Annotated in this window: 16 protein-coding genes; 1 reads left to right on the top strand and 15 read right to left on the bottom strand. The window is 37.4% G+C overall.

Annotated features, from left to right (window positions below):
* Positions 1-184: 184 nt before the first annotated feature.
* From AC1FXZ_RS15180 to AC1FXZ_RS15110, 15 genes are all read right to left on the bottom strand, one after another.
* Positions 185-1,861, bottom strand: coding sequence for a glycerol-3-phosphate dehydrogenase/oxidase (locus AC1FXZ_RS15180; RefSeq protein WP_480055106.1), 1,677 nt, complete (start codon positions 1,859-1,861; stop codon positions 185-187).
* Positions 1,862-2,020: 159 nt separating this feature from the next.
* Positions 2,021-3,514, bottom strand: coding sequence for a glycerol kinase GlpK (gene glpK, locus AC1FXZ_RS15175; protein WP_480055104.1), 1,494 nt, complete (start codon positions 3,512-3,514; stop codon positions 2,021-2,023).
* A 147-nt stretch (positions 3,515-3,661) separates the two neighbouring features.
* Positions 3,662-4,207 carry a glycerol-3-phosphate responsive antiterminator gene (locus AC1FXZ_RS15170; RefSeq protein WP_480055103.1) on the bottom strand — a complete coding sequence of 182 codons (546 nt, stop codon included), beginning with the start codon at positions 4,205-4,207 and terminating at the stop codon, positions 3,662-3,664.
* Positions 4,208-4,294: 87 nt separating this feature from the next.
* Positions 4,295-5,197, bottom strand: coding sequence for an AEC family transporter (locus AC1FXZ_RS15165; RefSeq protein WP_480055101.1), 903 nt, complete (start codon positions 5,195-5,197; stop codon positions 4,295-4,297).
* 39 nt (positions 5,198-5,236) lie between these two features.
* Complete coding sequence (locus AC1FXZ_RS15160; protein WP_480055099.1) at positions 5,237-6,670, bottom strand: aldehyde dehydrogenase family protein; 1,434 nt, start codon at positions 6,668-6,670, stop codon at positions 5,237-5,239.
* Between the two features lie 179 nt (positions 6,671-6,849).
* Entirely contained in the window at positions 6,850-7,740 is an 891-nt protein-coding gene (locus AC1FXZ_RS15155) for a class II fructose-bisphosphate aldolase (RefSeq protein WP_480055097.1), read from the bottom strand.
* An 18-nt stretch (positions 7,741-7,758) separates the two neighbouring features.
* Positions 7,759-8,490, bottom strand: coding sequence for a GntR family transcriptional regulator (locus tag AC1FXZ_RS15150; protein WP_480055095.1), 732 nt, complete (start codon positions 8,488-8,490; stop codon positions 7,759-7,761).
* Positions 8,477-9,643 (bottom strand): diphosphate--fructose-6-phosphate 1-phosphotransferase, encoded by a 1,167-nt coding sequence (locus AC1FXZ_RS15145; protein ID WP_480055093.1) that lies wholly within the window; start codon positions 9,641-9,643, stop codon positions 8,477-8,479. Before AC1FXZ_RS15145 ends, AC1FXZ_RS15150 begins: the two co-directional genes overlap by 14 nt.
* Positions 9,644-10,093: 450 nt before the next feature.
* On the bottom strand, positions 10,094-11,215 hold the full coding sequence (locus AC1FXZ_RS15140; protein WP_480055091.1) for a M24 family metallopeptidase: 1,122 nt from the start codon (positions 11,213-11,215) through the stop codon (positions 10,094-10,096).
* Between the two features lie 12 nt (positions 11,216-11,227).
* A complete protein-coding gene (locus AC1FXZ_RS15135; RefSeq protein ID WP_480055089.1) occupies positions 11,228-12,568 on the bottom strand; it encodes a hypothetical protein in 1,341 nt (446 codons plus the stop codon).
* Positions 12,569-12,762: 194 nt separating this feature from the next.
* Positions 12,763-14,745 carry an alpha-glucosidase gene (locus AC1FXZ_RS15130; protein WP_480055087.1) on the bottom strand — a complete coding sequence of 661 codons (1,983 nt, stop codon included), beginning with the start codon at positions 14,743-14,745 and terminating at the stop codon, positions 12,763-12,765.
* Between the two features lie 61 nt (positions 14,746-14,806).
* Positions 14,807-16,324 (bottom strand): tripartite tricarboxylate transporter permease, encoded by a 1,518-nt coding sequence (locus tag AC1FXZ_RS15125; RefSeq protein ID WP_480055085.1) that lies wholly within the window; start codon positions 16,322-16,324, stop codon positions 14,807-14,809.
* 3 nt (positions 16,325-16,327) lie between these two features.
* Positions 16,328-16,780: a tripartite tricarboxylate transporter TctB family protein gene (locus tag AC1FXZ_RS15120; RefSeq protein ID WP_480055083.1), complete on the bottom strand. Its 453-nt coding sequence runs from the start codon at positions 16,778-16,780 to the stop codon at positions 16,328-16,330.
* A 74-nt stretch (positions 16,781-16,854) separates the two neighbouring features.
* The gene (locus AC1FXZ_RS15115) at positions 16,855-17,910 is read right to left on the bottom strand and encodes a type 2 periplasmic-binding domain-containing protein (protein WP_480055081.1); all 1,056 of its coding nucleotides are present in this window, start codon (positions 17,908-17,910) and stop codon (positions 16,855-16,857) included.
* A 73-nt stretch (positions 17,911-17,983) separates the two neighbouring features.
* Entirely contained in the window at positions 17,984-19,165 is a 1,182-nt protein-coding gene (locus tag AC1FXZ_RS15110; RefSeq protein WP_480055079.1) for an ROK family transcriptional regulator, read from the bottom strand.
* 682 nt (positions 19,166-19,847) lie between these two features.
* Between AC1FXZ_RS15110 and AC1FXZ_RS15105 the strand changes: the two genes are divergently transcribed.
* Positions 19,848-21,113, top strand: coding sequence for an amidohydrolase family protein (locus tag AC1FXZ_RS15105; RefSeq protein WP_480055077.1), 1,266 nt, complete (start codon positions 19,848-19,850; stop codon positions 21,111-21,113).
* Positions 21,114-21,200: the final 87 nt, after the last annotated feature.

Genomic DNA, 21,200 nt, shown 5'->3' with positions numbered 1-21,200 from the left:
ATAGTTAGCGTTTTTTACACAAAGTATAACTTCTACTTACATAGAATTTGTATCATTTGAACTCTTATAACTTCTACTAGCAAACAACTAATAAAAAAAGAGTGCCCTTTATAGGTACACTCCAATGTTCTTTATAATCTTACGCCTCAATACTGTTACAATCTCTCATATAATTAACAAAAATTTATGCATTTTTTCTGAAAGGAACCATCTCATCAACTGGCACTGTTGCATGCTCAATTTCCTCTTCTAATTTCTTGTAATGAAACTGTAGCTCTTCATTCGTCCAATTAAAACAATCTTTCATGTATAGAAGTACTGCATCCTTCCATTCATGAACCCAATGGATATTAAAGAAAATGGCACTTGTGCGACGATTAAAGAAGTCTACTGGTGACGTAACCATTTCTTCTTCCATTCCGTAAATAAGCGAAGCAAACACTACCACATCTAATCTATTTTGCTTTGCCTCATGACCTCTCGTACGCATAATTTCATAGACTTGCTTCACATTGGTGCCATATAAATTGGCAAGCTCCGCTGCATCATTTTTACTTAATCCTAACTCTACTCCCTCGTCTATCATTTCTTCCAAGAACTTCGAGAACTGATCTGCCCCACCAACGTCCCCGCCAGATAAAGTAATTTTATCAGTTGTACATTGAGCGTTAATACCAAGGTCCTTGCTAACAATATCGACTACTCTTTCCGCCATTTTACGATAGCCTGTTAGCTTTCCACCTGCAATCGATATTAATCCAGTATCAGAAAAGAAAACCTCATCTTTTCTAGATATCTCGGATGCGCTTTTTCCTTCTTCATGAATTAGTGGACGCAACCCTGTCCAGGATGATTCGATATCCCTTACTCTTAATTCAACATCAGGAAACATATAATTGACAGCATTAATAATATAATCTCTATCTGCAACTGTCATGCGTGGTGTTGTAATATCACCATCATAAAACGTATCTGTCGTTCCTACGTATGTTTTCCCACCACGTGGAATAGCAAACATCATTCTTCCGTCATCCTCTGTATCAAAATAGACGGCTTGCTTTAAAGGGAAGCGCGATTGATCGACAACAAGGTGAACTCCTTTTGTAAGATGGAGATATTTCCCTTTTTTTGACTGGTCTTTTTCACGAATATTGTCGACCCATGGTCCTGCAGCGTTCACGATTTTCTTAGCACGAATGATACTAGATTGACCAGATAATACATCAATCACTTTAACACCTACTGCCTTGCCATTCTCATATACAATTTCTTCGGCTTTTGTGTAATTGACAGCTAGCACCCCACGTGCCACAGCTTCTTTAAGGACTTCTAATGTAAGCCTCGCATCATCTGTTTTATATTCAACGTAAACTCCTCCACCTTTTAACTTATCTTTACGAAGTAATGGCTCTTGATCCATCGTTTGATTACGATTCAGCATATAGCGACGCTCAGATTTTTTTACTCCGGCCAAATAGTCATATACTTTTAACCCAATAGAAGTGGCAAATTTTCCGAAGGTACCCCCTTCAATCATTGGCAATAGCATCCATTCAGGCTTCGTTACATGAGGAGCGTTTTCATATACAATTGCACGTTCCTTGCCGACTTCGGCTACTAGTTTCACTTCAAATTGTTTTAAATAGCGTAGTCCACCATGTACAAGCTTAGTAGAACGGCTAGATGTACCAGCACCAAAATCTTGCATTTCAATTAGTCCTGTTTGAATCCCCCGTACTTGAGCATCTAAAGCAATTCCTGCACCTGTAATCCCGCCACCGATGACTAAAAGATCCAACTCAGTGTTACTCATTTCATTTATATAATTATCTCGTTTCAAGCTTGAAAATTGTTTTGCCATTCTCATTCACTCCTTAGTAATGTTATGAGAATAAAAAAGAGACCACAACACCCCTATCGCATACGATAACGATAGAGTGTTGTGGTCTCTCCAATTCTCCGACCAAATATTAACTTATCTTTATTATACCATAACTATTTTAAAAAGTAATACATTATTTTATTTGAATGCAGTTGTTGCTTCAATTGCTTTTTTCCAACCAGAATACAGTTTCTCTTTCTCTTGAACATCCATCTTATTTTCAAAGGTTTGGTCAATGTTCCATTGTTTTGCGATCTCATTACGATCTGACCAAAAACCAACAGCAAGTCCAGCTAAATAAGCTGCGCCAAGTGCCGTTGTTTCATTAATAGTTGGACGCTGTACAGGAACACCTAAAATATCACTTTGGAATTGCATTAAAAAGTTATTTGCTACAGCACCACCGTCGACGCGTAACGTTTTCAACTTAATCTGTGCGTCTGATTCCATCGCAGTTAGGACGTCCTTAGTCTGATAAGCTAACGATTCTAAAGTAGCACGTATGAAATGTTCTTTCTCTGTACCACGAGTAAGACCAAAAATGGCGCCACGAACTTCACTATCCCAATAAGGAGTTCCTAGTCCTACAAAAGCCGGTACCATATAAACACCGTCTGTAGATGAAACACTACTTGCATACTTTTCAGAATCAGAAGCAGATTTAATCATACGGAGACCGTCCCTTAACCATTGAATGGCTGATCCCGCCACAAAGATACTACCTTCTAATGCGTATGTTACTTTGCCATCTATTCCCCATGCCAAAGTTGTTAATAATCCATGAGTAGATTGTACTGGCTTTTCTCCCGTATTCATTAACATAAAACAACCTGTACCGTACGTATTCTTTGCCATCCCTTCTTCATAACATGCTTGTCCAAATAGAGCAGCTTGTTGGTCTCCTGCAGCTCCTGCTATCGGTACTTCTTGTCCAAAGAAATGATAGTCAATCGTTTGAGCATAAATTTCAGATGAAGGACGAACCTCTGGTAGCATTTGTTTTGGTACAGATAACATCTCTACTAACTCATCATCCCATTTTAAATCATAGATATTGTACATTAACGTACGACTCGCATTAGAATAATCAGTTACATGAGCTTTCCCACCTGATAACTTCCAAATTAACCAAGTATCAACTGTTCCAAACAATAAGTCACCGTTCTCTGCTTTTTGACGAGCACCTTCTACATTGTCTAAAATCCATTTTACTTTTGTTCCAGAAAAATAGGCATCAATTAGGAGTCCCGTCTTATTTCTGACTAGCTCTTCGTAGCCCTGTTCCTTTAATTCATTACAAATATCTGCTGTTTGACGGGACTGCCAAACAATGGCATTATATATAGGTTTCCCTGTATGTCTATCCCATACGACCGTCGTTTCACGTTGATTCGTAATTCCAATTCCTGCTATTTCGCTCGGTTCTACTTCATTAACTTGTAAGACTTGAGCGATAACGGATAAAATAGAAGACCAAATTTCATTTGCATTATGCTCTACCCAGCCTACTTGAGGAAAGATTTGTGTAAACTCTTTTTGGGCCACGCCCACAATTTCGCCAGCTTTATTAAAAAGAATTGCTCTTGAACTGGTTGTCCCCTGATCTAATGAAAGGATATATTTCTTTTCCATCGTTTATTCCTCCAGATAAAGTTTCATTTTTTTCATGTAAACAACCTGCAACAAAAAAAATAGAGACCAAAACAACATATCAAGTAATCTACAAGATATATATTTGCCTTAGTCTCCACTGTCACTGTCAAGTTGGAAGATTCCGTGTTATCTCCATAACTCTCGTCTTGAAGTTGTTACTGCTGATGCACCTGCATTTAGCGCTTCTTCAACTTCTCTTTTTTCACGAATCAATCCACCTGCTATAATGGGAATTTTAGTGGTTTGATGTACTTCTTTTATGATATGTGGCATAACCCCTGGTAACACTTCAATGAAATCAGGCTTTGTCGTTTCCAACAACTTATAACTTGACTCCAACGCGATACTATCGAGTAAAAAGAGACGTTGGATGGAAATAAGTTTATGCTTTTTTGCAGTTAGTACAACATTTTTCCGAGTTGATATTAACCCAGCTGGCTTAATATCTTGACATAGAAAGTGTGCAGCATATTCATCTGTGCGCAACCCTTGCACTAAATCGGCATGTAACAATATTTTTTTTCCATTATCCTTACCAAGGCGTACAAGACTTTTCAGCTGACTAATATGGCTATTTAACAAAATAAGGTACGTGTAGTCACTTTTGATCATCTCTTCGAAATCTTTAATATCACGTGCTGCTGGCAGTATACTTTTTCCATCAAAAAACATTAGAACACCCCTACTAGTACCAACGTTTTCTAGCTATTTTATTTATTTGACACTTTATATTTTATCTCTTTCTATATTACCATGCTACTATAGAACAAGAAAAAAGATAATTGGTAAAGTACCTAAACTTAGTATTGTACTTACCAGCGTTGCACTAGATACAAATTCCGGTTCTGTATTGAACTGTAAAGCATACATCGTCGTATTTGCAGCTGTAGGCATAGCAGCCATAATGATCATGATTTGCTTTACCATTTCATCGACGGGTAAAAACAATGTAATGAAATAGGCAATTATTGGCGAAATGGCTAATTTCGTAATAAGTGAGAGAGAGACTTTTTCTCTCTCAAGGTTTCTAACTGAAATTCTGGCTAACTGCATTCCTAATACGAGCATAATAGTAGGAATTGCTGCATCGGCAACCATGTTGACTGCTTGGATGATAGGAAGACTCAATTTAACGTTTAGCGCTTGAAATATGAATCCTACAATCCCTCCATAAATCATCGGCATTCTTTGCACTGCCCTAATCGCAGACCGAATCCCATCTCCTTCATCGCTACCTTTTGCTGCATAATATACACCTACTGTACACATAACAATCTGTTGAATGACCATTAGAATAATCGCATAATCAAGACCAGCTGCTCCAAACAACAATAGCACTACTGGAGTACCGTAATTTCCATTATTCATAAATGAAGATGCTAAGATCATTCCACATGTTTCTTTAACGGAGTATTTACGAAAAAACGCAATAATATATACAACCACTATCAAAGCAAAACAAAGTAGAAATGTGTACAATGCCATATATACATAAGTCAAATCAAATTCTGTTGTATAAAAGGTTCGAAATACTAGGACAGGAGACATTAAGTAGAGAGCCATTGTTGATATTGACTTAGTATCGAACCCCAATTTTTTTTGCCCCAAATAACCAAGAGTGAATATACCAAAAATCGGAATAAGATAAAGGAAGAAACTCACTTATCCACCTTCAATCTAAAAATATCTTTTTAACACTTTTTATAAATTCATTACAATAATTCGCTCTTCTGTCATTTCCTCAATTGCATACTTAGGACCTTCCTTACCATTCCCACTGTTCTTCACTCCACCATAAGGCATGTGGTCTACACGGTAAGCAGAAGCATCGTTTACAATTAGTCCACCTACTTCTATTTCACGTGCTGCTCTCATTGCAAATTGTAAATTATTCGTAAATAGACCTGCTTGTAAGCCATAGTCTGAATCGTTCACCTTAGCAATAACCTCATCGGTTTCTTTATACGTTGCTACTGAAACCACTGGACCAAATACTTCTTGACGACAAACTTTCATATCATCATTTACATTAACAAGGATAGTAGGCTCAAAAAGCGCCTCATTACGTTTTCCACCTAAAGCAATTGTAGCTCCTTGTTCAACAGCTTCATTTACCCAACTTTCAACACGCTCAGCTTCACCAATACGGATCATAGGTCCAATATCTGTTGACTCGTCTAAAGGATCACCTACTACAAGTTTCTCAGTGTTTTTCTTTAATAGTTCAATAAATTGTTCAGCAATCTCTTCTTGAACATATACACGTTGTACAGAAATACAAACTTGACCGGCATTGTTAAAACTTTTTTGAGCAATTAATGATGCTGCTTGCTCTAAATTCGCATCATTGTGTACGATTGTTGCAGAGTTATTTCCTAATTCTAATGCCACTTTTCGTAAGCCAGCTTTGGAACGAAGGTATTCACCTACACGAGGGCTTCCAGTAAAAGTGAACATATTGACGTCCTTGTTTTCTAGCAGCCATTCTCCGATCTGAGCACCTTCTCCTGTTACTACTTGCAGACGACCTTTTGGTAAACCTGCCTCTTCCATTAAATCTGTTAACATTAGGGCACAAATTGGCGTTACTTCAGCTGGTTTTAATATAACGCTATTCCCTGCTGCTAATGCAGGTCCAATTTTATGACAAACCAAATTTACCGGAACATTAAACGGTGTAATTGCAGCAATAACTCCAACTGGTACACGAACGGTAAAAGCCATTCTGTTTTCAGAACCCGGCGCCGATTCTACTGGAATCCCTTCTCCATGAATTCTCTTAGCTTCTTCTGCTGAAATAACCAATGTTTGAGCTGCGCGTTCGATTTCTCCTCGCGATTCACGTATTGGTTTTCCAACTTCTAAAGCTAGTACCTGCGCAAATTCTTCACAACGCTCTAATAACAGATTTGCTGCTTTCATTAATACTTCATATCTTTCATATGGTGAAAATGAATCATTTAATGAATCTTTAGCACCTTTTACAGCTTTATCAATATGATCTTTTTCAGCTACTGAAATGCTAGCGATTGATTCTTGATTATATTTATTTAAAACGTCCATCGTTTCAATCGTTTTTTCCCATTTCCCGTTAATATATAATCCATATTGTTTCTCAGCGACTGTTATTGCCATATTCTCACTCCTCAATGTTTTCTATCTCATAAGTTCGATAGTATAATGTTATTTTTCACTACAAAATTTTGTAATCGTAAACTCTAGTGGTCTCATAGACTCCTTCCCTCAAAAGGAGAGGAGTCCGACCTAACATTGTTATATAGAACCGTTCAGAGCATAAAGATTATAACAATTCATCATAACATCACGATGTTTTCTTTTTTAGCAAAACTAGCAGCTTTACCTTCACTACCAAATGCACGAATCTTTTCTTTTACTTTTTCTTTCATCTTATTCTTCCCTGCACCAAGGGAATCCGCAACGACAATTCCTTCTGGATTTTCTGCCCAGTACTCTTGAACACCTCTTGTAAATGCTTGACGAAGTTCTGTGTCTACATTAATTTTTGCAACGCCAAGTTCTATAGCACGTTGAACTTGCTCATCAGGTACATCAGAACCACCGTGAAGTACGATTGGGCGACGAACTGCTTTTGAAATCTCATCAAGTCGATCCAAACGAAGGTTAGGTGTTGCCTTATAAATACCATGAGCTGTTCCAATTGAAATAGCTAAATAATCAACATCTGTAGCCTCTACAAATGCCACTGCTTCTTCGACACTTGTGATAAGGGCATCTTTTTCGTCAACTGTAATATCATCTTCAGTTCCACCAATCTTACCAATTTCCCCTTCAGAACCTATACCAAGAGATCTTGCAGTCTCGCTAACAATCCTCATAATTCTTGAATTCTCTTCAAACTCAAGGGCTGAACCATCAAACATCACGGATTGGAAACCTAGTTGAATCGCTCGGGATGTTTGATCTAAAGATCGACTGTGATCTAAATGAATGGCAACCGGTACTTGAACCTCTCTCGCGTAATAGTCTATTAATTGTTTCATAGGTTCCATACCTATTGTTTGAATAACCTTCTGGCCAACTTGAATCATAATTGGAGCATTCATTTCTTCTGCCGCTTCGATAATTGCCATAATTGTTTCAGCGTTATGAGCACTAAAAGCCCCAACACCATATTGGTTTTCATACGCATGCTCTAACATTACTTTACCACTAATAAATCCCATCACAATTCCCCCTAAAATTTATCTTTTTAATTGAATATCATATTGATATTGGTCACTTCTATATTTCGTTATTGTATATTCTATCGGCTTTTTGTTTAGTCCGTAACTCAATCTAGTCATCTGTAACATGGCTTCTCCAGGTCGACTCGATAGCAGATCGGCCTCGATAATCGTAGCATTAATCGCAGTAATGCTCTCTGAAGCTTCATTAAGATAGTAATTATGTTTTTCTAAAATGTCGTAGTATCTTGCTTCGTTAAGATCATACTTCATTAAGAGTTGACCAATTTCTTTTGGCCAACAAGTTCTCTCTAAAGCAACTGGAACTGAATCAGCAAAGCGAATTCGTTCAATGAGTAAGATTTCCTCATCTCCTACATTTAGCATGGATTGTTCATGATAGAGGTCACTTCGGAACTCGGTACGCAATACTTTTGAAAAAATCACTTGCCCCATTTCTATCACTTCTTCTGCAAAACCCGTCAGTCTACCTAAATTCCCAGCTAACTTTTGGGGTTTTACAATCGTTCCTTTTCCCTGCTTTTTTTCTAGTAGTCCAGTTTGGACAAGAATTGATATCGCTTCTCTAATTGTTGTACGACTGACGTTAAATTCATCCATCAATTCCTTCTCCGTAGGAATTAGCACATGCTCTTTCCATACCCCACTTCGAATACGTTCAATTAAAATGTCTTTGATCTGCAAGTAAAGCGCACTATCTTTATTAGGCTCAAACTTATGTTTCTGCATAAACATCACCCTTAATTATTGGTGTAGGATAGACCATATGATCCTTTGCTATCAAAGGGCTTAACCACATGTAATATTTAGGCAGGTCCTTAATAAACTCATCTGGGAGCTTTCTCTCACCTGCAGCAATGACGTCACTAAGTGGGACATCTATTAAATTCATATGGTTTAGTGAATCTTCTCCTCTACTAAAGCTTACCATAACTCCAGATATATTATTCTGAAGAAGCTTTGCAGCAAAGACACCACATTGTTCGGCTTCTTGAGAATCAATACTAGAGCTATCTAGAGATAAACAGCGTTGATTTATTCCAAGAGTTTCAGCTCGAACATTTACACCCATTTCCTCTTCAATAATACACTTAAGTGTTTCAGATACACCTCCTAACACTTCTCTACCATTCACTACTTTTGATCTACTCAGTCCGTTAGGTAGCCTAACTCCTTCACTTACAACTGCTAAACAATGACCATATTTATCGATTGATGATTTAACCACCCCAAGAAACTCTTCTAAGTCGAAAGGTTTTTCAGGTAAACCGATATAGTGTGGTCCTTCTGCCACATGTTGTGTAAAAAAACCAGACGCGGCAGCGAGCCAGCCTGAGTTTCGTCCCATTGTTTCTATTATTCTTACTTGCTCAAAATTATTCATGGCCATTAAATCACGACTGTTATCTACACAAGATTGGGCAACATATGATGCTGCACTTGCAAATCCGGGAGCATGATCTGTTCCACCTAAGTCATTATCTACCGTTTTAGGTATCCCTATGACTTGAAGCTTATGCTTACTTTCTCGTGCTAATTGTTCAATTTGAGCAAGAGCCGCCATCGTCCCATTTCCACCTATCATCACAAGAACATCCACGTTAAGATCCATTATCGTTTTAAGAGACTTTTTTATGACTGTTTCATCAGAAGGATACCTTCCTGATCCTAAGCATGCTCCTGGAACGTTCCTATGTTGAATAATTTGATCATGAAGCGCATCTGTCCCATTAACGATGTTGTTATTCGCTAACCCTTCGTACCCATTAACAATGTAAGATATGTGATGAAGGTGGGAGAGTTCCTCAACAAAAGCAGCAAGTGAGGCATTTATTACCGCTGTCGGTCCCCCCGCTTGACCAATCAATATTTTTTTGCGCATATCCCTACCTCCTCGATTGGTTCCTCTTCGAAGAATAATGATTCTCTCTCTTCAACAAAAACCAATCTGTACTTCCATTCTCCAAAATACATTTTATTCGTTTAAAATCAGTTTCTTACAGAGAATCAACAGAGACGAAATATTCGGTCCCTGACTCTTGTACTTTAATTTCCCACCAAAATTAATACCACCCACTCATAGGTAGTGATGTTTAATTAAAGATCATTACCTATAAAGTTATTATACATCAAATGAAGGCGTTATCAACATATTTTATGGAAGTTTTTTAATAATAGTTAAATTCATATGTTAAAAGACCTAACTGCAACTGAACCAGACTATTAAATAGAAATAACCGTATATCTGATTAACAAAATCATGATATACGGTTACTTGTCATGCGTGCCGGTATGATTTTTATTTCGAGCTTACGGAGAAAATCTCCAACTTTTAATTGTTTACCACAAATACCGTTGGCATCACAAATTTTTCACCAGCAATGTCACATGTAACATAGGCATAATTACCAGTATAGGTCATATTATTAATTCCTTCTTCTGTAACTAACACGGTATCTTCACATTTAGATCCTTGAATTGTAGGATTAAACGCATAAACCTCATTCTGCCTTACTTCATGTGTACAACCATAATTTACTCTCAGTTCTCTAGGGATAAAACCAGTCAATCCACCCTGATGGTGTTCCTTGTATTCATGAGGATACCCTTGTTTTTCGTATTCCATTAACCCTCTTTTGAATACCTTTTCAAGTGTATTACCAACTTTAAGTTCACTTAAAAAGGCAGCATTGACCATCGCACATTTTTCGTGCTTATGTATCATTTCGGCATCATTATTAAGAAGAACGTCCCTAGAAATAGACACAATTAATCCATTTCTTCTTCCACAGATACCTACGAGTGCATAATTTTCCAGTCGTTCACCCGCCATAACCGGGTGTCTGTAGTTATAAGCTCTTTCATCAAATGCAATTAGAATCGTTATAGGTTCAATATTATGACTCCAAAGCTTGTTAGAAATTTCTCCTGCTAGTTCATATTCACTAACACCCTTCTGAATGTTCATACAAGTTTCCTCAAGCAGAACAGCCGATTCATAACAAAGCTTACTATACTCCTCACGGTCATACGGTGTCATAATTGAGCGCAATTTAAAGATTTCCGGTTCTAACTCTTCTTCTGTTGCAAGTGTTAGTCCTTCGGTAATTTCCTTTATAACCAACTCTCTCTTTTTAGGCTCATCCCACGGAAATCCAATAGGTTCTACAGAAGGATTCGAATCTAACTGTTCCTTATATAAACGCATGATCTCAATGTTTTCACTAACTAAGTAAATACGGTCAAGTGTAATAAAGAGACTACCACATGCAGCGGTTGACGCAAGTCCGATAAACCCTCTTCCTCGAGTGAGGTAACTAAAATTAGCTTGAGATTTAATTTCTACCCCGTCAAAGCCCTTTTCTTTAAGAATACTTCTAACCGCTTCTATTTTGTTTACGAAATCCCCTTCTCTTCCCAGAGCGTTTCGGTCCGTCTCTTTTAAAATACTCACTTTATTTCCTCCTTAATATTCGCATATTTCAGCATTTAAGAAATTCCCTAAAACGAGTAGTTCTTCTTTGATGTCTTTATAAACAACGGTAAAGTGTGGTTCCCAACCATCTCTTACACTTTGATTTACTAGATCCATAGAAGGTGTTTCCGTTTTTAATACTAGAGACGTCCCTAAAAATTGCTGTTCTTTATCTAGGATCTCTCCATTTGCAATAAAGAAACGAATGGAACCGTCTGGTTTTCTTCCAACTCTAAAAACAGTAGCTTCTTTAGCGGGTTTCAAGCCAAATTCCATAGTAGGTCCAATTTTTCTATTCGGATGAACGCCAACTTGGGCACCTTTACTTGGATGAGCTAGGCTACAAGCAGAGGTTCCACAATGCCAAAAAGTAACCGTATTTTCAGTTTTGTCTAAAGAAACGGGATCTCCGAAGAAAACACTCTCATTAGACAACTTAATGCCAATTAACATTGAAATCGCACCGTAGGCATCCGCTTCACAAGAAGCCGCAACTAAATTATCATTTAATAGTCCAAGTACCGAACAAACGGGAGTACCGTAATCCACAAAAAGATCTGGCCAACATCTTGAAGAAATAGCTGAAATATTGTTCTCTTTTACAAAGTCAGAGTAGGCTTTATACAAGCGAATGAAATCATCTCTATTCTGCTGTGGTGTATGATCTAGGTTGACCATCTTACCTTCAGCTTCATTCGATTGGTCTACACATTCTTCAAGAGTTAGATTTTTTGCGCGTTGCAACAACTCCCTAACTTCTATAGCAACATGCTTCATACCAAAGTAACGAGAAATTTCTGCATCCATGCCTCTTCCAAAACCAAACCCTTGAGGTGTATGACCAATTGAAGCTAATGTCGTTGATCTCAATTCTTTTTTAAGACTTGCCGCTGCCACAACTGCTTTGATCTTTTTATGCACTTCTTCATCCGATGGAGCACCCCAAATATATTCGAAGCGCTCTTTTCCTAAATGATGCATCAAGTTTCCAGCCGAAAAGGCCCCTGTCAGAGAGTTTAGTCTCAAACGACCACCATCAATTACAGGCTCTTGTAATGTCCAAAGTAAAACATCAGCATCAATTCTTCTTAAAATTTCAGCTGTATATTCAGAGTTAGCAAATGCATTGTTCTGAAGAATGATTAAATCACATTGCTTATCATCTATGAATTCTACCAAATCTGGAATTGTTAACAACGGGTACGCTGGGCACTCGATATCCTCCGATATTTCATTCAATAGTTGTACTGATAATTCAAATTGTTGATTGATACTTTCTTGGTGAAATGTAGGTACACCAATCGGTAAATATAAAGCTTTAAATTTTTTCATAATTCTACTCCTTTGCTGTTTCGTCCCAAGCATTTCTAAATACAGACAAACCGTGTGTAGTAGTTGCATAGCTTCCTTATAGACCTCAATGTAACAATATCAACCCCTGCTACTGCAGCATCTTTGATTTGTTTTCCGTTCCTTAATGCAGCAACAATGATTTGCGTTCCAAAGTTGTACTAATTTTTATTAATTCATTTCACTATTGAGTCAAACAATGAACTAAAGGATGAATTCTTTCTATAAAAGACAGGAATGTTTCCGAGTTCAGCCGGAACCGTTACTGTTCCACCACGATAAGTTTGTTTGCTAAATAGATGAACCCACTCATCTTCTGGTAAATATACTTCCCATTCAGTAACATTGTCTTTATAAACTGGTGCAACAAGTAAATCTCTTCCAAATAAATATTGATAAGCTATATCCAAGCAAGCTTCCTCATCATAATGCATGAACAATGGACGCATAGCTCCGATACCTTTCGTTGCATTTTCTTCAACTACATGCCTTATATATGGAAGTAATTCTTTTCTCAATTTCGAAAAAGCCGCAAATTGCTTTAAGCACTCTTCACTTTGATCATATTGAAAGTTCTCGTCCGGTCTGTTACCCTCATGAGTTCTCATATATGGTGTAAACACTGAATACTCAAGATACCTTAGCATTAGTTCCTCTGTACGCACGTTGCCAAATAAAGATGTATATCCACCTATATCAACATGTGTCAGCCCATTTCCTAACAAACCTAACGATATAGCAGCAGGGATCGTTGACGCCAAGCCGTCATGGATTGTGAAGTCGACGCTTTGGTCACCAGCCCACATCAATGTACAATGCTTTGCATTCCCAACGCCGCCTGAACGCATAAAGTATACAACTTCACCAAGCTTGCCACTTTCTTCAACTGCTTCATAATTGCATTTAGCCCAAAGAGCAGGATACTGATTGTGCATTTCTAGACCAGTTTTTCCATTGTAAAACACTGCGTCTACTGGGATATACTCACCAAAGTCTGCCATCCAGCCACTGATACCTAAGTCAATCATGTTCGTTCTGATAATCTTCTTGTACCACTCCATCGCATCAGGATTGGTGAAATCGATTGTCCCACAGAAGAATTCTCCGAAATCAGCAATATAAGCTTCTCCCTCTGAATTTTTGATAAAGTATTCATGCTCTAAAGCATAATTAAACATATCAGTTCCTTCTAATAAGTACGGATTTATATAGGCAAGGAAGTGGATATGATCCTTTCTTAAATCCTTTATAAGCTTTTCTAATTCAGGGTAAGTTTCGTCGCTCTTCTCCCACTTCCAGAACAAACGCTTTCCAAACGAAGTTATCTTCTTTCCAACCCAATCCTGACACCATACAGCATTGACATTAATACCATATTCTTTTGCCTGTTTCACTTTTTCATAGACTTTATCAGTACCACCTTGCATACCAATTGTGACACCGTCTAGTAACCAATCAGGTAACATCGGTTGAGTACCAAAGTGCTCAGTAACAATATCCATGATATTTAGAAAAGAAGTGTCCGATTCGATAAATATGCTATTTGGTTTACCCCAGACAGAAACTTGTACAGCTTCATCCTCAGAAAAGTCAAAATCGCTATAGTAGGAAGTATCCATGTGAAAAATATATTTCTGATCTGATATAAAAGTAGGTTGTGGGAAATTCGTATTATAGTAGTCACCGCCACCAATGCCCATTTGATCAGCCTGGAAAGTGATTAATGATGTACGATCACGACCAACTCCAGGTTCAGATGTCCAAATTGGGAAGTTACGACCTTTCAGATTTAAGTAGGAAAATTGCTCACCACATCCAAAGAATCGTTCTTCTTTATTCGATTTCAACATAAAAAACATTCGGTTAATTCTCTCATCAGCTTCTATATGATCAAGGGAAATGCGATTTCCTTCGACCTTCATTTGTAACGTAACTTTATAATCACAGTTACTGAAAGTTACAAGCTCCCCGTTAAATTCGACGTTTTTTAAAGCAACTTTTTCAATAATTTTATCTTTGATATCAAAATCACCGTAATGCTGTTTAACGGATTCTTTTCCGATACCGGCATAAATAAATGGGCAACTTTCCTTATGGTCAATAATCGCTACACCATTGCTAGAAATTGTGAAACTGTTATCTTTTTTTATAAATTCCATAATACACCTCGCCATAGAAATCGTTTACATTTCATTTAATCTAATCTAATCTACTACTTCATCATGATTGGACATTCTTCTCTTGTTCTGCGCTAATTTGAGCAACCTTTTTGTTAACCCTTATAAATGACCACACAAGAATAACGGTCAAAATTAAGATTGCAAGACTTATAGGGCGTTTGAAGAAAATCAATAGATCACCACTATAGATCGTCATACTGTTAACAAAGTTCTGTTCCATGATCGGCGCTAAGATCATCCCCAACATTATAGGGATAACAGAAATGCCAAGTTTAACTAATACATAAGTAATTGCTAGTAAACCCATCATTAAAATTACTTCGTTGCGAGAACCATTTGCAGCAAAAGCACCTGCAAAACAAAATGTAATAATCAGTGGTCCTAAATAGCTATAGCGTACTTGAACAATTTTGGCCACTTGTCTTGTAAAAATTAATGCGACAAAAAACAGTAAGATGTTTGCAATGATAAGCCCAAATATAATTGCATAAGCTACGGTTCCTTGGTTTGTGAACATTGTAGGACCAGGAACAATTCCGTGTAAAATAAATGCCCCTAGTAAGATAGCCGTTACACCATCACCAGGAATTCCTAATGTAAGTAATGGCATCATTGATGTACCCACAACGGTATTATTACTAGATTCCGCAGCTGCAACTCCTTCTATGCTACCTTTTCCAAATTCCTCCGGGTGTTTTGATGTTCGTTTCGCTTCGTTATAAGAAATAAACTGAGAAACACCACCACCAACACCTGGCATAACTCCAATTATGGATGAAATTCCAGTCGATCTTAAAATGGCTGGCATAATCGATCTTCTTTCTTTTCCTGTTAAACCTTCGTTATCAATTTTTGAAATATTACCGTTGTTGCCCTTTGCATTAATGTATTCTGCCGATTTAATCATAACTTGTATTAGCGCTATAAAGGCGATCATTGCAGGCATGATAGTGATCCCTTGATATAGAAGCATGGTATCAAACGAAAACCTTGATACCCCTGTTACAACATCAAGTCCGATGATCGAAATAAATAATCCTATCAAACCACCCAAGATTCCTTTAAAAATATTGTCTCCACTTACCCCTGCAATTAATGAAAGACCTAAAATAGAAAGCGCAAAATACTCTGTAGATGTAAAGCCAGAAACCAAACTAGCAATTAATCCTGACCCAAACAGTAAGAGCAGACCTGCTAATAAACCACCCACCACAGAAGCAAATAAAGAAACATCTAAGGCCTTTTTAACCTTTCCTTTTTTCGCTAACGGATATCCATCAAAGGTAGTAGCAATTGCGGCATTTGTTCCAGGTGTGTTCAAGAGAATGGCACTAATTGACCCACCATACATACCACCTACATATACAGCAAGTAAGGCTATAATTGCCGTTGATGCTGAAGTAAATGAATATGTTAAAGGCAATAACAGTATTATTCCAAGCGTTACTGTAAGACCGGGTATACAACCCACGATCATTCCTAAAACTAGCGATGCTAATATAATTAAAATATTGTGTAATGTTAAAACTTCTTGTAGACCACTTAAAACTACTTCCATGATTTAACCTCCAAATACAGGGAGTGTAATATTGAAAACCTTAGTAAACAGGTAATACACGCCTATCCCTCCAAATATCGTATATCCGTATATAAACGGTTTTCTTTCACGAAGTATAAAAAGCAAAATAGGTAGAACAACGATAACACTTATGATAAAGCCAAAATTAAGCATGACAATCCCAAACAAAATCATGATTGCGAGAACAATCAGCGAGGCTTTTTCAACTTTAAAATCCAAAACAACGATACGTTCTTTTTTAAAAACAAGGCTTTGAATTATGAGAGCAACCGAACAGATTAACATACCATATAAAACGATATACGGAATAATGCGAGGACTTGGACCACCGTTATTAAAAGTCGGAACAGCTACCTGAGAAGGAACTAGCAAAATAAAAACAATGCTAATTATGCCAAAAATTATCCCACTTAATAGATTTGTACGAATTTTCATTTAAAGCCCCTCCATATTTAAAAAATAGGGAATACAGTTTTTGTAATTCCCTATTTTTTTGCAAAAACTATTAACTACTGAAGCAACTCAAAAGCATTGATAGCTCTTTCTATTGCATCATCTAAATGAGCTTGGGCATCATCACCATAAATCTCAAAATGATTTAGGCCGATTTCTTCCTTCCAATCTCTGAATTCCGAAGTAGCCCAAACTGCTTTACTAATTTCAATGACTTTGTCTTCCCATTCTTGATCTGCACCTGTACGAGCAGTAAGGAATCCTCCAGCCGGTAGAATTGAACCAGAATAATCCGTGTCAGAATTTAAATCAGGATGTCTGTCATTAACCAATCCTGGTACACTAATAGGTCCATCTGGTCCTACTAAACCGTCAAATGAATCTTCAGAAAATGCAAGCATTGGAACTAAATCTCCCGCTTCAACTTCACCCATCGCCGCTTGTGTTGTTCCAATAAATACATCAACTTCACCGTTTATAAGACCTAGCTTTTGCGCTGCTCCTCCATCATAACCAACTACCGTTACACTACCATCTTCAACAGCTACTAAAGAACCAAGTGCTAGGTGAGGGTCAGATAAAGGATTCCCACCTGACATTCTTAATTCTCCAGCTCTCGCTTTATCAAACACTTCTTCCAGTGTGTCACCAGGCTTTCCATATAAAATCCATGTTCTATCATCCACTGCTGCTAACGGGTTCAAGTTTTCCATATCAAAAGGAACTTGTTCAGTACCGTATATATTTCCAAATTCATGTCTGTAAGCGTTGCCATACCCGAATAAAAGAAGCTCTTTAGCATTCACATCAATACTTTCAAAATACGCGGCACCTACAAACCCATCGCCACCGGTTTTTTGTTCTACTACAAAACTATAGTCAGGATATAATTCCCCTGCAATTTGTGCATACTTTCTACCAATCGCATCTGCTGTTCCACCAACACCGTAAGGAACAATGATCTTCACTACTTCTCTTGAACCAGAACTTGCATCAGTGTCAGAACCTGAACCTGCTGCTTCCTCACTTGAACCACTTTGCTGACAACCCGCAGCAACAAACATTACTAAGAATGCCATTAAAACTAACCCCATCTTCAAATAACTTTTCATTTTTACTTAACCCCTTCCTATGACTTGTTTTATATTATGGCAAGTTAGCCGTTACCACCGAAGTGCTAATGCTTTAGACTTCTTGAAATCCACCCGAATCATAAAATACTTCCCTTAGTACAAGAGCTGCCGCTCCGATCGCATCGCTAGTAGGATCTAAATCGGAAGGTTTTATAAACGAGGTCGTGTTGGACCCCAAATACTTATTAACCTTTGTGTTAATCATGTTAAAGATTGTTGGTTGACTAAATATCAATCCGTAGACACAAACGTATTCCGGATTAAACAATATAATACTGTTTGCAAGAGATTTGGCGAAAAGATCATATCGTTGCTCAAAAATTGAAGTAATCGATGGATCTTTCATTTCTAGCAGTTCATTGACACTTTTATAATCAATTACTGATAGATTTTTATTAATAATTAGATAGCTATAATTAGGACCAAGCTTTTCAATGTCTTCAACAATTCCTTTTTCGGATATGAGGGCTTCAAGGCAACCTGTCCTTCCACAGCGACAGGTACTATTAGCATTTTCATCTACAATGGTGTGACCAATCTCTCCAGCTTTATTATTAACACCTTCAATAATGGTTCCGCTTTCAACAATTGCCATCCCTAGCCCTGGTCCGTACTTAACGAATAGAAAGTTTTCACTAGTCTCTTCAACACTAAAATCGACCTGTAACATCGCTAGTGCTTTTACATTATTGCTAATAACTATTTTCAACTTCAGCTTGTTAGCCATTCGGTCCTTAATGTAATCGATATCAGTGTTTTCCAATTCACCTATGTAGCATAAACCAATTCCAAGAACCGACTTATTATCTATACCATTCACCCAAAGGAGATATAGGACTTTTTCAACAATAAGATCTATGACCTCATCCTTGTTACAGCATTCACCACCAGAAAACTCATGAATATATTTTTCAACCGTTTCGCCTAATATGTTTGTTATGAGGACTGTTACGAAAGTTTCAGAGATAGTTAAACCTACAACAAAACCATAATTTTTGTTTAACTCTAGCAAAACCTTTTTTCTCCCGACGACCCCTGTTTCTTGATTACCTGTTTCGACGATTATTTTTTCATCAATCATTTCAGAGATAATTGAAGAAATAGCTGCTTTCGTCAATCCGATTTGATCAGATATATCTTTACGTGAAATCCCTGGTTGCTTCCTCAACACTTTCAGAACCTTACTTCGGTTATTAAATTTCACGTTTTTTTGACTTAACCCTACTTCAACCAATCTACTCCCCCCCTTTGAACATTAGTTAACCGACTAAACAAATTAATATGAAAACGCTTCATAAACTCTTTTGTTAACCCTCTTAACTAACAATTTTCAGTATTTATAACCTATTTAACAGGCTCTATATTATTAAAACTTTATTTGGTTAACTCTCTTTACTAATTATGTTTTTATAATAAATTATAGCAACCTATAAGTCAATAAAAATTTGACAGCGTTTTCATAAATTCTTAATAAATTGGGGAAGCGGGGGAGCGTAGGGACTGTTCTCTTGCTTCTTTCGTTACTAAAGCTGCAATTCTTTTACTATTGACTGCTATTACAGCCAATTTAGATTGCTTTCAGCAATAATTCGGCCTTCATCAGCTTTATGAAGACCTTTTCCCTTACATCACAGCAATAATTCGGCCTTCATCAGCTTTATGAAGACCTTTTTCCCTACATCACAGCAATAATTGGGGCTTCATCGGCTTTATGAGAACCCTTTCTCCTGCAACTCAGTGAGTCGGTTTTTCATAGTAGAGTCATTGCGCTTCTTCGAGGTACTTTTTCACCAGTCCCGAAACGCCCCCCTTCTCCCCTTGCTTCTCTTTTTGTGAAGCACCTTGCTCCTTGGTTCCTAGTTAGCAATGTACTATACTAATAGATACATAAAAACGATGTAAGGAGTCATGTATATATGAAGAAATTTATTAATGCGACTATATATGGAGAGCCAAACTCCAGCGAAATTTTAGTAGAAAACGGTCAATTTAAAGCAATAGGTAATAATCTAGAAAACGCTGAAGAAGTGGTTGATTTAGAAGGCCGTTTAGTGTTGCCCCCTTATGTTGACCCTCATTTACACTTAGATTATATTTTTTCAGGACTGGGCGAAGGAAATGCCAATGTGTCTGGTACATTATTTGAAGGAATCCAGCGCTGGAGTAATAATAAGAAGTCATTGACGGAAGAAATGGTTCGCGAGCGTGCGATTAAAGGGGTTCAAAAAGAATTGAGCAAAGGGGTTCAATTCTTCCGTTCACATGTAGACATTACTGATCCCAATTTAACAGGACTAAAAGCTTTAATTCAACTTCGTGAAGAATTGAAAGATGTCATTACATTACAACTTGTCGCATTCCCTCAAGAAGGATTCTTCAGATATGAAGGGGCAGAACAATTGATGGAAAAAGCACTTGAAATGGGTGCTGACGTGGCAGGTGGGATTCCTCACTTTGAAATTTCCTATGAACATGGTGTCGAATCATTAAGACGCATAGTAGACTTGGCAATAAAATATAACGTCATGATTGATATTCACTGTGATGAAAACGATGATCCAAATAGTCGATTTTTAGAGGTTTTAAATGCGCTTGTTATGGAAAAAAACTACGGGCAATATACCACAGCAAGTCATACATGTAGCTTTGGTTCCGTAGAGAACAGTTATGCGAATAAAATGTTAGGTTTATTTAGAGAATCACAAATTAACTTTATTTCGTGTCCAACTGAAAATGCACATTTACAAGGTCGTGGTGACGATTATCCAAAACGTCGTGGTCTAACACGAGTGAAAGAGCTATTAAATAACGGAAATAATGTAGCGTTTGCTCAAGATTCCATAGCTGATTACTGGTACCCATTAGGAAATGGAAATATGATGAACATTTTAGACAATGGTATCCATTTAGCTCATTATACTCACATTGATGAAATTAATAAGGCGTTCGACCTGATCACGTACCACGGCGCTAACATTATGAGAGTTAACGATGAATATGGCATTGAAGCCGGAAAACCAGCTAACTTTATCGTGTTAGATGCACAAGATGCCTATGAAGCTATTCGTGAGCGTGCAGAAGTCCTTGCCTCCATTCGCAATGGGCAATATCTCTTCAAACGCGAACCACGAAAAAATGAGATTGAGATAGATTTCTTAAAAAAACCAGCATTAGTGCTTTAATATCTTTTAAAAAATTTATCCCCATCAACACATGTGTTAATGGGGATTTTTTCCTTAAAGACGCACTAGAGGGCAGGCAAATTATAG

The sequence above is a fragment of the Halalkalibacter sp. HAAS-P014 genome, from assembly GCF_056619965.1.
This window is presented reverse-complemented; position numbering and strand designations above follow the sequence as displayed.